The following is a 12,838-nucleotide window of genomic DNA, read 5'->3' on the forward strand; positions in this document are numbered from 1 at the left end:
GTGTTTACTATCGGCCGGATAATCCCGGTCGGCGTCGCTTAGCGTCCGACAAAACGGCGGGTTCGGTCGTCGAGGCGTCGGTATCACCCGACACGACCTCGTACACCACGACCCCGTCGTTTCCGTAGACTCGTCGATACCGGGAACTGTCCGCGAGCGAGGCGCGAAGCCGCTCGGTCCCGTCTTCTTCGAGCCCCCGGACGGTGTACGTCCCGCGGGGGACGTACAGGTAGTCGGGCGAGGCGTCGACGGACTCCATCGACGCGGTCACGCAGGTCGCGTTCTCGCAGGTGCTCGCCGTTTTGAACGCCGAAATCTGGTCGTAGTACCTGTCGGGGCTCTTCCATTCGACCCCCCACGGGCCCACGAGCATCGTCCGCTTCGCGTGGTGCGGGAACCACTCGGCCGCGTCCGAGAGCACGACGAACGACGCGTTCGCGTCGGTGTCGTTTCTCGCCCACTCCATGGCCTCTCGGTCGTCGTCGTCCATGAACGAGGGGAGACTCGGACTGCCGTGGTGTGCCGCGCCGAGACCGCTCGCGGCGTAGAACCCGCCGAGGCTCGTCCCGACGACGAGGACCACGACCAGCGACGAGGCCATCAACTGCCGGTTGTCGAGCGACCCGCGAACGCCGTCGGTCAGCCGCGGCACGACGACGCCGAAAAGCACCGTCGAAATCATCATCGCGCCGGCGACGAACTGGAAGCGCTCCTTCCCGATGACGTACGCGCAGACGAAGAGCCAAAGCGGCAGCGTGAACGTCCTCCGAGAGACGAGCACGCCCGCGGCGGCGAAGCTCGCGAGGAAGAACACCGTGACGACGGTCGGGTCCAGCGGGTAGACGAACTGGTCGAGGAGCCGACCGACGCCGCCGGCGATACCGCTGTGACTGCCCGCCGCACCCACGAAGGCCCCGACGCCGTGAGTGGTGACGACGTTGGCCCACCACGGCGCGGCGAGGACGAGTCCCCCGAGAGCCACCGCGGCGCCGCTGAGGAGCCCGGGCAGCGTTCGGTCGAGCATCGCGTAGAGGACGAGCCAACTGACCCCGAAAAACACGGTGTACGTCGGGTGCGAGAGGACGGTCAGTCCGAAGCAGATGACGCCGGAGCCGACCCACAGCGGCCGCCGGGTGCCGCGGCGGAACAGCCTCGCCCCGACGTAAACCCCGCAGAGGGACAGGAAGAACGCGGACGCGCGGACGATGCCGCCGGCCGAGAGGTGCCACTGCAGGACCGGTGGAGCGACCGCGAGAATCGCCGTCGCGACCCCCGCCTGCCGCCGCGTGGGGAGGAGTTCGAGCGCGATTCCGTAGTACGGAACGAGGTAGAGTACCGTCACCACGGCCGGGAGGACGAGGCTGAGCGTCGTTCCCGAGACGCCGAGGTCGGTCAGGAGCGCGACCGCGTAGAACTGAAGGGGCGGGTACGCGAACGGAATCCCGCCGTCGTAGTACGGAATCGAAGTCGGGAGCGCGTAGCCGCCGGTCCGAATCTGCTCGGCGATTTCGAGGTACAGCCCGGACCCGTAGGCCGGGTAGTCGTGGGTCGCCACGTACGTCACCGAGACGACGAGTCCGGCGACGAGGGCGAGGGCGAACCACGCGTGGCTCTCGCGGCCGAGGCCGGGAACGCCGTCGGTGAACGCGTTCGCGCGGCCCGGTGCCGCGGGGTCGAGGCCGTTCGCCGTGTCGTCGGTCGTTGAGTTCATGGAGTAGCTCTCACCTCCGCTTTCGAAGCGAGACGGGGTTCGTGAGCGAGACGCGGTACGGGAGCCACCGCAGTTCGGCGATGGCCCACAGGGCTCCGACGGCGAGCCCGAGACAGGACACCAGCAGCTCTGTGACGCCCATCCACCGCGGGAGGACGTAGTAGACGGCGTTCACGACCGGTCCGGGGAGTACCGACGACTGAGACGGGCCGCCGTCTCCGACCGTCGAGCCGCCGGCCGTCCGATTCCGGAGGCCGAGTTCGTGTGCCGGCGGACCGCCAGCGCTCTCGTCGCCGGTCCCGAGGCGCTCGGCCTCGTAGGGGAACGCGACGGGGACGCTCCAAACGACCTCGCCGGTCTCGTCCAGTTCGAACACGCGGTTGCCGTTCGAGTCAGTCACGAGCGTGTGCCCGTTCGGGAGTCTGTCGGCGTCTCGCGCCCACTGGAGTCGCTTGTCCTGCCAGACCCACGAGCGAACCCACTCGCCACCGGTGTCGCGGTATTCGACGAGGCGGTTGTTCTCCGAATCGGCGACGAGGACGGCGTCGTCGCCGTCCGGGTTCTCGATGTAATCGGGGTTGTGTTGCTCGTAGAGGACGCCGTGAGACCCGTTTCCGAGCGTCCGGTTCTCGACGAGGCCGGTCTCGCGGTCGAGGTACACCACTCTGTCGTGGTTGCGGAGGCTGACCTGAATGAGCCCGCTTTCGAGCACCTCGACGTCGTTGAGGTGGGTCCAATCGGACGGGTACGGCCCGCCGGTCGTCGCGGGGTCGAACGCCGCCTGCGCGTCCCACGACCACTCGACGATGTCCGTCGTCGTGTTCACGACGAACACGCGGTCAGCGGCGATGTCGGCGACGACGTACGTCGAATCGCTCAGTCTGTCGCCGTCGTGCCACCGCGTCGAGTGCTTCCCGGCGGTCACGCGACTGTAAATCCCCTCGACGCTCCCGGTGGTGAGGTTCACGCGCTCGATGCCGTTTCGCGTGCACGCGCTCTCGCCGCCGCACTCTTCGGGTGTCAGGTGGTCCGCGTAGAGGTACTCGACCGTCGCGTTCGTCCCCTCGACGGGGTCGACGTCCCAGTAGCGGGTGTGGGTATCGTCGTAGTATTGCCGCTCTCCGTCGGCACCGAACGCGACGAGTTCGGCGTTCGCTCGCGGGCCGTCGCTCTCTCGTCCGAGCCACGTGTTCGAGTCGGTCGCGATGACCGTCGTCCCGTTCGCGGGCGCGACCCGTGCGCTCTCGCCGGTCGCGTCCGTCACCGCCGAGGTCGGTCGGCTCAGGTACGCGGCCCCGACGATACCCGCGCAGACGAGGAGGGCGACTGCCGCGGCGACTCGCAGATGCGTCCGCTCGACCATTGCGTAGTCGTCCGTGGGTTGACGGTCTTACTATCCGGGTGCTAAACCGCGGGTGGGCTCGTGGCCACCGACGCGGAATCCGTCCACTCGGACCTTACGCACGGAATAATTAGGGTCCCGAGGGCGGGTAGACGACACAATGGCGTCTCGTCTCGGGGCGGCCGAGAGCCTCGTCGTCCTCGGTGTCGTCCTCCTGTTGGCGACGACAGCGGTGCCGACCGCGAGCGTCGTCGATTTCGGCGCGAACGGGGGCGCTTCGACGGCCGCGACGGCCGAGTCGGCACCGAACGGTCCGAAATCTGCCGACGACGTTCGGCTGGTCCCGGTCGGCGACCGGGGGGACCGGCTCTGGCCGTTCACCAGCCGAGACCGGTCGTTTGACGCGCTGACGCTCCCGGTGAACGTCGTCGTCGAGGGGAACCCCGCGCGGGTCCGCTCGCTGCTCCTGTACTCGCGCGACGCGACGTGGGACGAGACGAACGAGTCGTGGCAACAGGCGTCCACCGAACAGGCCCCCACCGACGAGCCGGCCTCCCCGTGGGGGTCGGCCACGGGCGCGGACCGGTTTACCTTCGTCGACACCGCGGACTCGGGCGGGCTGTGGATTGCGGAGTCGATGCAGCTCCACGACGGGACGTACTTCGGGAGCCGAACTCACCTCCGACTGTACGGCGGCGGGACGCCGGACGACTCGTGGACGGCGATTCAGGCCCACCGAGACTACTGGGACTGGTTCCGGCTTCGCCACACGGTGACGAGCCTCGCCGGCCCGCAACACGCCGTCGAACGCGACCTGATGCGCCGCCCGACCGTCGTCGACGTTCGTCGCGAGCGGTTCGCCAACGGCGGCATCATCGACGCCGACGGCTGGGTGTCGGTCGTCGAACTCGGGCCGCCGCAACTCTCGACGCTCCCGAGAGACGACGCGCGTCGCCCCGCGAGCGTCGGGTCGGCGACAGGCAGAGACGAGGCCGCAGAGCGCGCCGGCTCCGAACGCGACGACACCCCCTCGGTACTCGATACGCCGCAGACGGGGCCGGCGGGCGTCGGAACCGTCCTGTCCATGCTCGCCGTCGGCTTCGTCGCCGTCGGTGGACTCGCCGCGCTCGCCACTCGCCGAGACGAACTCGGCGCGCTCGTCGAGCGCCTCCGCTGGTCGCGGCTCGCCGACGACCGATTCCAGCGCGTCGTCGCGCTCGCGGTCGCACTCGTCGCGCTCCCGGTTTTGGTCCGCTCGGCCGCACTCGGGCTCGAACGCGTCGTTCCGAACCACCCGAAGGTCGTCGCCGGACTGCTCTTTCCGGTGTTCGCGCTCGCGCCGGCCGTCCTCGCCGCTCGCCTGCCGCGGGGGTACTCGTCGGAACTGTGGTTCGGCACCGCGTTCGTCGGCTACGGGACGGGTCTCGTCGCCGACTTCGCGATGATAGGAGTCGCCGTCGTCCCGGTCGAAGTCGTCCTCCACCGGTTCGCCGTGCTCGTTGCCCTCGGGGTTCTCGCCGTCGCCGGCCGCCGTCACTTCGAGTCGTCGGAACCCCGCCGAGCGGCGCTTTCGGCGGCCGTCTGCCTGTGGCTGCTCCTGTTCGCGTGGCCGCTTTTCTTGGGTATCTAGGCGCTCTTAGCCCCCGGATAATAACGACACCGCGCTCGAAGACAGTTACCTGCCCTCCCGTACATGTCATCAACACGGCTCTCTAGACGGTCGGTTTTGGCGCTCGCAGGCGCGGGCCTGACCAGCGGGTGCGTCCGGCAGCTCGAATCGACGGTCTCGCGCGACGAGCGGACGCCGCTTTCGCTCTCTATCAAGACCGTTCCCGCGGACACCGACGCGACGGCGACGAGGCTCGCCCGCTACCTCGCCACCCGCCTCCAGACGGTCGGCGTCGCGGCGACCGTGGTCCCGATGAGCCGGGAGGAACTCCTCCGCGACGTGCTCTCGAACCACGACTTCGATATCTACGTCTCCCGGCTGCTGCTCCGGCGCGACCCGGACTTCCTCCGTCCCCTGCTCCACTCTCGCTACGGTCCGGGCCGCGGCTGGCAAAACCCGTTCGGATACGGCGACCTGTCGTTGGACTCGCTTCTGGAGCGACAGCGGACCGAGACCGGTTCCGTCCGCGCCGCGACGCTCGCGGAGATTCAACGGCGCGTCGTGGAGGCCCAACCGTTCACGCCCGTCGCGGCCCCCGCCCCGGCTCAGGCGACGCGGCCGGTGCGGGTCGACTGGCCCGACGGCGTTGGAATCCACAGCCTCACGGGATACCTCGGTGCGAGGGCTGTCACCACCACGGCGACCGCCTCGCGGACCGAGTCGACGGTCACGCCGTCGGCGACGCCCGCCCCGACCGAGCAGTCGACGTCAGCGACGACCTCGACGCCCGCCCCGACCTCGACGCCCGCGACGACGACCGACGAACCGACCCCCGAAAACGAACTCCGAATGACGATAGGCGACTCGCGTCCGACGGAGAACCTCAACCCGCTTTCGACGCCGTTTCGGTCGGACGGGACGCTCCTCGACCTCGTCTACGACTCGTTGGGTCGTCCGGTCTACGACCGGATGCGGCCGTGGATGGCCGCGTCGTGGGAGTGGGCCGACGGGGACGATACGACGCTTTCGGTCCGGCTCCGCGACGACCTCGCGTGGCACGACGGCGAGCCGATAACGGCGGCGGACGTGGCGTTCACCTTCCGGTTCATCTCCGACACGGCACTCGGCTCGCTCGACCAGCCGGTCCCGTCGCCGCGATACCGCGGCCGCGCCTCGCTCGTCGAGTCGGTCGACGCCGCGTCCGACCGCGAGGTGACGATTCGGTTCGGCGACGTGAGCGAACCGGTCGCGGCGCGCGCGCTGACGATTCCGGTGCTCCCCGAACACGTCTGGGAGCCGTTCGCCCGCCCGACGAGCGCCTCGTGGCTCGACGGCGGCCACGTCACCGAGGCGCTCGTCCGGAACAACCTCGACCCGGTCGGAAGCGGACCGCTCCGCGTGACGGGAACGACGGCCAGAGAGTCGGTTTCGATGGAACCGTTCGAGGACCACTTCCTCGCCGACGACGCGCTCGACGGCCGACTGTCCCGGTTCGACGGCGGCTTCTCGTTCGACTCGCTGCGGTTCGACGTCGTTCCCTCCGACGGCGCCGCCGTCGAACTGCTCGCGACCGACGCCGTCGACGCGACGGCGAACTCGCTGTCGGCCGATTCGAGGGCGGCCGCGGCGGACGAACCCGGAATCTCCGTTCGCACCAGCCGGCCCGAGTGGTGCTATCACGTCGGCTACAACCACCGACGGCCGCCGTTCATGAACCCCCGGTTCCGACGGGCGGTCGCCCGGCTCGTCGACCGCGAGTTCCTCGTGGATTCGGTGTTCGACGGCGAGACCGAACCGGCGTCGTCACCGCTGGTCGCGACGACGTACGTCCCAGCGGGTGATGCGTGGGACGAGGCCGTGTCCGAACTCGAGTTCGTCGGCGACTCGGGGACCGGCACGCTCGACGCGGAGCGAGCGCGGTCGGTGTTCGAAGACGCGGGATACGCCTACTCGGGCGACGGCGACCTCCTCATTCAAGAATGATTTCCGCTCAGTCCTCGATAGGCTTCTCACCGCTCGTCGCGGTTCTCGCCCGCGTGCTCGGCGGCGCGGCTGTCGCGTTGGCGCTCGCAACGCTCGCTATCGTCGGCCCGTCGCGTCTCGCGGCGGCGTGCGGGTCGGGGAGCGACCGCTTGCGCGAGGCCGCGCCGTACCTCGGTCTGCTGGCGGTCGTTCTCCTCGTGAACAAGGTCGCCCGCGGCGTCGGCCCGGAAGTGTCGTGGGCGCTGGGCTGGAACGCCACCGGCGTCATCTACGCTATCGAGGGGAACTTCGTCCAGCACGTTCAGTCGCTCGCGACGCCGGCGCTCACCGCCGTCCTCTCGACCGTGTACCTCTCGGGGTACGTCTTCCTGCTCACGTTCCCGTTCGTCGCGTACTTCGCGGCGGCCGACGAGCGACCGCTGAAACTCACCGCGGTCACGTACGCGGCGAACTACGCCATCGGCCTGACCTGCTACGTCCTGTTTATCTCCTACGGTCCCCGTAACCTCCTGCCGGGACAGGTCGAGTCGCTTCTGTACAGCACCTACCCGCAGACGCAGATACTCACCGGCGAGGTGAACGTGAACACGAACGTGTTCCCGTCGCTTCACACGTCGCTTTCGGTCTCGGCGGCGGCGATTGCGATTCGGACGCGGGAGACGTACCCCGCGTGGGCCGTCGTCGCGTCGGTGCTCGCCGCCGCGGTCGCCTTCTCGACGATGTACCTCGGGATTCACTGGGGGACCGACGTCGTCGCCGGCGTCGTCCTCGGAGTCGGCAGCGTCGCGTTCGGCGATTGGCTCGTCGGCCGCCGGTCCGCCGACGCGTAACCCTTACCGCCCGGATAATAAGGTCCGGGCGGTTCCTGTGGTCGGTCGTGAGCGCCATCATTACACTTCGAATCCCGGCGTCCGCGTTCGTTCTCGATGATGTCCTCTCACGCAGTTCCATCACCGAGGCGCGTCTGGTTCGCTCCGTGCAACTCGATGGGCCCACGCTCTCGCCGCTGCTGTGGGTCCGGAGTGACGACCCAGCGCAGATTGCGTCGTCGCTTCGTGACGACCCGAGCGTCGGGTCGGTCGCACCGTTCGCCCCGTCGTCCCACGGCGGCGTCTACCGCCTGAGCCTCAGACCGCTCGCCGACGAGTTCATGCAACTGTTCGTCGACGGCGGCCTCAGCGTTCTCGACGCCCACGGCCGAGACGGTGAGTGGGTGGTCCGCGTCTTCGCCCACGACCGCGACTCGATCGGGTCGCTCGGCGACGGATGGCGACGCACCGGAACGGAGTTCGACGTCGAACGGCTTCGGTCGCCCGAGAACCTCGAGGACCCGACGCGGTTCGGGCTGACCGACCGGCAGTACCGCACCCTCGTCACCGCGTTCCGACAGGGGTACTACAGCGTTCCCCGCGATTCGGGTATCAGGGAGCTCTCGAACGCGTTCGGTGTCACCCACCAGGCGACCTCGCAGCGACTCCGACGCGGTCACGAGCGGCTGATTCGGAGGGCGCTCGTCGAGCGGCCACCTCCGAGTCTCCCCTATTAGTTGCTTGCACTTGCAACCGATAAGACGAGGGGTCTAGTCGAGGTAACAACTGTTGGAATGAGTACTCGGTGTGAACGACAGAGTCGTACGCTGTGACCCCTCGCCGAGCAGTCGGTCCCACGACCGACTGCGCGCTCTGTTCTGTCGGCTCCGGGACCTGCGCGTCCCATCGGTTGCGTCCCACGTCCCGGCGCTTCCACCGCCGTCGAACGCTCGGCGCGACGGGCACTCGTTCCCGCCCTCGATATCGACATCGACATCGACGAGCCGCCGGCTATCCGGCGACCGAACCAGCCGAGTACCGTTACCGCAATCTATGACACAGAACGCATCCCTAACCACGTTGGTAACACGTACAAAAAGATGAGGAACAGATAGTGAGCTATGGCGGACCGCAGTAACGACGACACCCACTTGGCCGGGACCGCGGCGGGCACCACCGGAGCGGGAGGTGGTGCGCTCGGGTATCGACGAGCCATCGCCTCGCGTTTCGCGGCCTACTGGCACGCGTTCATCCGCCTCGTTGTGTCCCTCTCGAACCGCTCCGGCCGCAGAAACGGTGGGCAACCGACCACTGATTCGGTGGACGCGTCCCCGTATTCAGAGAGATACGTGTCGTCCGCCCCCGACGCGAATCACGGGCTTCTCGGCGTCGACCCCGAACTGCTCAACTCCGAGCGCCGAATCCTTCAACTGCTCATCGTCGAGGGCGGCCGACTGCCGCAGTCGCAGTTGGTCGAGCGGACGCGGTGGTCCGACTCCACGATCAGCCGAACGCTGTGTCGGATGGAGACGCAGGGGCGAATCGAGCGCTTCCAACTCGGGTCGGGGAAGTGCGTCGTCCTCCCGCAGGACGACGAGTAGCCGATTCGACCGCTCGGTCGACTCGCCGTGGAGCGTGCCGTGAGGGCGCGCCCCCGCGCACAGACGCGACGAGGACGCCGACGTGAGACTCGATTGCGGACCGGGCGAAGTCCCACTGTCGCGATTCACAGCGCGAGCGTGACCGTCCCGAACAGCATGAACAGGAACACGAGCTGGCGCGCTCGGACGTACGACGGTCCGACGCGGTTCACGTGGCCCAACCCCGACGTGACGACCGCGAGGCCGACGAACAGTGCGCTCACCGCGGCGAATTCTCCCGTGAGCATCGCCTACCGAACCTCCTCAGGGGCAGCGATTGGCGTCTCTGTCCCGCTCGGCGTCTCTGTCCCGCTTGTTACGTGTCCACGAGGCATGGTCGTGGATTGTGCGCATCGGCATATCCTTATTCAGGCTGTAACTGAAACGGAACAGACGGCGCATTCATAATATCCTGTTGTCACTTCACCGAACTCTCTGCGGTCGGCTCGGCGTCGGCCGGCGTTACAGCCTCGGTAAGCCGAGCGAAATAGTGCCGCGAGACGAACCGTTCGACTGCTCAGGGATTCGCTGGCGTCACTCCTCGGTGAGCGCGCGATAGCCGAAAAAGAGGACGACGAGCGCGGCGGGGACGAGGGCGAAAGACGTGTCCAGTGGACTCACGCTCGATGCGGTGACGGCGACGCCGGCGACGCCAACCAGGATGACGGCGACGTTCACTAACCGCTTTCGCGAGACCGTCACTCGGTCGTCAGTCGGCTCGGGCGCGACCGAACCGCGGTTCGTGTCTCCCGCGTTATCGACGGTCGAACCCGCGTTCAGCTCGCTCGACGCGCGAGTCGCGTGGGCACCGTCGTGGGTCGGCGAAAAGACGCGCCCGGTCTCGCGGTGGAAGACGAGACGACCGTCGGCGTCGAGTCGCGGCAGGTCGAAGTCGAAGAGCACGCTGTGTATCTCCTCGTCCGTCGGGACCATCCCGTCCGTCTCGTCTTGGAACCACTCCGAGAGCGCGACGGTCAGCTCGCCGACGGTGTACGGCGTCTCGGAACGCTCGTTCACGAGCGAAACGATGGTGTCCCGTCGTCGAGATTCGGTGACACCGCCGAGACCGGGTCTGTCGTCGAGTGATGGTCCAGGTTGCTCTCCGGTGTCGTCGGGGCCGCCCGGTGCCCACGATGGTGCCATTGACGTGCTCGACTATGTAATCTATAAAAATAAAACTACGGTGTCCCGCCCCACTGAATCGCTGGAATCGACGCTTCAGTGGCGCTGTGGGCTTATCTAAACCATAATAATGGGTTCCTGGTGTCTGGCACTCGACAGCGGTCGCAGGACCGCAGGACATGCTATGAGACGCACACACCCAAGCGACTATCGACGCGACTGTTCGGCGCTTCACGGCGCGGCTGCTCCGACGCGCGGAGGACGACGCCGATGACTGGAGACATCAGTATCGCCTCCCCGGTTCTCGGTGACGAAGAACTCGACCGCATCGAGTCCGTCGTCGAGTCGGGCATGATCGCGGACGGCCCCGAGGTACGGACGTTCGAGTCCGAGTTCGCGGACTACTGCGACGCCGACCACGGCGTCGCCACGTCGAACGGGACCACCGCGCTGCACACGGCGCTCGAAGCGGTCGGCGTCGGCCCCGGCGACCGCGTCTTGACGACGCCCTTCTCGTTCGTCGCGACGGCGAACGCGATTCGGTTCGCCGGTGCCGAGCCGGTGTTCGCGGACATCGACCCCGAGACGTTCAACCTCGACCCCGAGCGGGTCGAAGCGACCCTCGAATCGCTCGACTCGGACGTGCAGGCGATGGTCGTCGTCCACCTCTACGGCCTCCCCGCGCCGATGGGCGAACTCCGCGACATCGCCGACGACTACGACGTGGCTCTCGTCGAAGACGCGGCGCAGGCCCACGGTGCCGAGTACTTCGACACGCCGGTCGGGTCGCTCGGCGACGCCGCGAGCTTCTCGTTTTATCCGACGAAGAACATGACCACCGGCGAAGGCGGGATGGTCGTCACCGACGACGAGACCGTCGCACAGAACGCCGCGAGCTTCGTCAACCACGGCCGGGAGACCGACGGGTACCGTCACGTCTCGCTCGGTCACAACTTCCGGATGACGAGCGTCGCGGCCGCGATGGGTCGCGCCCAACTCGAACGCCTGCCCGGCTTCATCGAGAACCGTCGCTCGAACGCGGCGCGACTCGACGAGCTGTTGGCCGACACGGACGCGGCGACGCCGACGGTCCCCGACGGGTTCGACCACTCGTACCACCAGTACACGATTCGGGTCGGCAACCGCGACTCGGTCGTCGAACAGCTGGACGAACGCGGCATCGGGTGCGGGATTTACTATCCGCGGTGCATCCACGACCAGCCCGCCTACGACTTCCTCGACGCCCGTGCGCCCGTCGCCGAACGGGTCGCAGAGCAGGCTCTCTCCATCCCGGTACACCCAAGCCTCACCGAAGCGGAGGTCGAGCGAGTCGGGACCGTCCTCCGAGACGAGGTCACCATCGTCCCTCCGGCCGGCACTCGCGCGTCCACCGCGGAGGCGTCCGATGACTGACGACACCGTCGCGGCCGGCGTCATCGGCGTCGGGAGCATGGGACAGAACCACGCCCGGGTGTACGACGAACTGGGCGACACGGAGCTCGTCGGCGTCTTCGACGTCGACGGCGACCGAGCCGAGTCCGTCGCGGACGACTACGGGACGACCGCGCGGTCGATGGACGGCCTCCTCGACGCGGCGGACATCGTCTCCGTCGTCGTGCCGACGCAGTTCCACTACGAGAACGCGAAGCGCGCCCTCGAATCGGACGTTCACGTCCTCGTCGAGAAACCGTTCGTCGAAGACCCCGAGAACGGACAGGAACTCGTCGACATCGCCGACGAGCGGGACCTCGTGTTGCAGGTCGGTCACATCGAGCGGTTCAACCCGGCGGTTCGCGCCCTCCGCGACCTCGTCGACGACCTCGACGTCCACGCGGTCTCGACCGAGCGACTCGGACCGCCCGTCGACCGCGCCATCGACGACACGGTCGTGATGGACCTGATGATTCACGACCTCGACATCGTCCTCGACATCGTCGACGGCGCGGTCGACTCGTACGACGCCGTGGGAACGCCGGACTGCCGCCACGCGAACGCGAACCTCGCGTTCGACTCGGGAGTGACGGCGTCGCTCACGACGAGCCGCGTCACCCAAGAGAAAGTCCGCGGCCTCACCATCTCGGCGGCCGACTGCCGCGTGAAGGTCGACTACATCGAACAGAACATCGAGATTCACCGCTCGTCGGTCCCCTCGTACATCGACGACGAGTCGCTCGTCCGGCACCGCCACGAGAACTTCGTGGAGACGCTCGCGGTCGAACAGGTCGAGCCCCTACAGAGCGAACTGCGGTCGTTCGCGCACGCCGCCTCGACCGGTACGGAGCCCGTCGTGGACGGCGAGCAGGGGCTTCGGGTGTTGAAGCTGACGAAGGAACTCGACGAGGCTGCGCGAGAAACCCTCGACGGCGGGGCCCGACTGACCTCCACGGTCGACTGAAACACGAGATTTATCGGGCTTATCACGTGCCTTTGCTGGAACAACAATCCGGTTTTCGCCGAATTGCTATCGGGCGCTTCTCGACTGTTGTCAAACAGGCAACAAAGCCGCTGTCTTGCGATTATGCACCCCTGAAACAGTCTGAAACAGTCACTAAACTGCTGCAATACGCCTTGATTCCGGTCGGGTTTTCACAACAGTTCGGAAAATCCGGGACGGTGTTGACG

11 protein-coding genes are annotated in these 12,838 nt (G+C 67.5%); 7 read left to right on the top strand and 4 right to left on the bottom strand.

Annotated features, from left to right (window positions below; translation table 11 throughout):
• Nucleotides 1-7 precede the first annotated feature (7 nt).
• Together C5C07_RS18760 and C5C07_RS18765 are read right to left on the bottom strand one after the other, a co-directional pair.
• A complete protein-coding gene (locus C5C07_RS18760; protein WP_115805802.1) occupies nucleotides 8-1,711 on the bottom strand; it encodes a glycosyltransferase family 39 protein in 1,704 nt (567 codons plus the stop codon).
• A 10-nt stretch (nucleotides 1,712-1,721) separates the two neighbouring features.
• Nucleotides 1,722-3,074, bottom strand: a complete 1,353-nt coding sequence (locus C5C07_RS18765) for an arylsulfotransferase family protein (protein ID WP_004977936.1) — start codon at nucleotides 3,072-3,074, stop codon at nucleotides 1,722-1,724.
• Nucleotides 3,075-3,213: 139 nt separating this feature from the next.
• On the opposite strand from C5C07_RS18765, the gene C5C07_RS18770 reads away from it, so the two are divergent.
• The 5 genes from C5C07_RS18770 (at nucleotide 3,214) to C5C07_RS21965 (ending at nucleotide 9,055) form a co-directional block, all read left to right on the top strand.
• Nucleotides 3,214-4,683: a hypothetical protein gene (locus C5C07_RS18770; protein ID WP_004977935.1), complete on the top strand. Its 1,470-nt coding sequence runs from the start codon at nucleotides 3,214-3,216 to the stop codon at nucleotides 4,681-4,683.
• A 63-nt stretch (nucleotides 4,684-4,746) separates the two neighbouring features.
• Nucleotides 4,747-6,645, top strand: coding sequence for an ABC transporter substrate-binding protein (locus C5C07_RS18775; protein WP_233510454.1), 1,899 nt, complete (start codon nucleotides 4,747-4,749; stop codon nucleotides 6,643-6,645).
• The gene (locus C5C07_RS18780) at nucleotides 6,642-7,475 is read left to right on the top strand and encodes a phosphatase PAP2 family protein (protein WP_004977931.1); all 834 of its coding nucleotides are present in this window, start codon (nucleotides 6,642-6,644) and stop codon (nucleotides 7,473-7,475) included. Before C5C07_RS18775 ends, C5C07_RS18780 begins: the two co-directional genes overlap by 4 nt.
• 146 nt (nucleotides 7,476-7,621) lie before the next feature.
• A complete protein-coding gene (locus C5C07_RS18785; protein WP_004977928.1) occupies nucleotides 7,622-8,191 on the top strand; it encodes a helix-turn-helix domain-containing protein in 570 nt (189 codons plus the stop codon).
• Between the two features lie 384 nt (nucleotides 8,192-8,575).
• On the top strand, nucleotides 8,576-9,055 hold the full coding sequence (locus tag C5C07_RS21965) for a hypothetical protein (protein WP_231608393.1): 480 nt from the start codon (nucleotides 8,576-8,578) through the stop codon (nucleotides 9,053-9,055).
• Between the two features lie 125 nt (nucleotides 9,056-9,180).
• Here C5C07_RS21965 and C5C07_RS21360 read toward each other — a convergent pair whose 3' ends face one another.
• Nucleotides 9,181-9,342, bottom strand: a complete 162-nt coding sequence (locus tag C5C07_RS21360) for a hypothetical protein (protein WP_156224453.1) — start codon at nucleotides 9,340-9,342, stop codon at nucleotides 9,181-9,183.
• A gap of 286 nt (nucleotides 9,343-9,628) precedes the next feature.
• Entirely contained in the window at nucleotides 9,629-10,237 is a 609-nt protein-coding gene (locus C5C07_RS18795) for a hypothetical protein (protein WP_049905290.1), read from the bottom strand.
• Nucleotides 10,238-10,486: 249 nt separating this feature from the next.
• On the opposite strand from C5C07_RS18795, the gene C5C07_RS18800 reads away from it, so the two are divergent.
• Nucleotides 10,487-11,629 (top strand): DegT/DnrJ/EryC1/StrS aminotransferase family protein, encoded by a 1,143-nt coding sequence (locus tag C5C07_RS18800; protein ID WP_004977921.1) that lies wholly within the window; start codon nucleotides 10,487-10,489, stop codon nucleotides 11,627-11,629.
• The gene (locus C5C07_RS18805) at nucleotides 11,622-12,611 is read left to right on the top strand and encodes a Gfo/Idh/MocA family protein (protein WP_115805803.1); all 990 of its coding nucleotides are present in this window, start codon (nucleotides 11,622-11,624) and stop codon (nucleotides 12,609-12,611) included. The genes C5C07_RS18800 and C5C07_RS18805 overlap by 8 nt, the downstream gene beginning before the upstream one ends.
• The last annotated feature ends 227 nt before the right edge of the window (nucleotides 12,612-12,838 follow it).

The sequence above is a fragment of the Haloferax sp. Atlit-4N genome, from assembly GCF_003383025.1.
GTDB classification, from domain to species: Archaea; Halobacteriota; Halobacteria; order Halobacteriales; family Haloferacaceae; genus Haloferax; species Haloferax gibbonsii.

Excerpts from the sequence above, each read along its gene's own strand:
- C5C07_RS18770 (WP_004977935.1), top strand. The coding sequence starts at position 3,214 with ATGGCGTCTCGTCTCGGGGCGGCCGAGAGCCTCGTCGTCCTCGGTGTC.
- C5C07_RS21965 (WP_231608393.1), top strand. The coding sequence starts at position 8,576 with ATGGCGGACCGCAGTAACGACGACACCCACTTGGCCGGGACCGCGGCG.
- C5C07_RS21360 (WP_156224453.1), bottom strand. The coding sequence starts at position 9,342 with ATGCTCACGGGAGAATTCGCCGCGGTGAGCGCACTGTTCGTCGGCCTC.
- C5C07_RS18795 (WP_049905290.1), bottom strand. The coding sequence starts at position 10,237 with ATGGCACCATCGTGGGCACCGGGCGGCCCCGACGACACCGGAGAGCAA.
- C5C07_RS18765 (WP_004977936.1), bottom strand. The coding sequence starts at position 3,074 with ATGGTCGAGCGGACGCATCTGCGAGTCGCCGCGGCAGTCGCCCTCCTC.
- C5C07_RS18800 (WP_004977921.1), top strand. The coding sequence starts at position 10,487 with ATGACTGGAGACATCAGTATCGCCTCCCCGGTTCTCGGTGACGAAGAA.
- C5C07_RS18780 (WP_004977931.1), top strand. The coding sequence starts at position 6,642 with ATGATTTCCGCTCAGTCCTCGATAGGCTTCTCACCGCTCGTCGCGGTT.
- C5C07_RS18805 (WP_115805803.1), top strand. The coding sequence starts at position 11,622 with ATGACTGACGACACCGTCGCGGCCGGCGTCATCGGCGTCGGGAGCATG.
- C5C07_RS18760 (WP_115805802.1), bottom strand. The coding sequence starts at position 1,711 with ATGAACTCAACGACCGACGACACGGCGAACGGCCTCGACCCCGCGGCA.
- C5C07_RS18775 (WP_233510454.1), top strand. The coding sequence starts at position 4,747 with ATGTCATCAACACGGCTCTCTAGACGGTCGGTTTTGGCGCTCGCAGGC.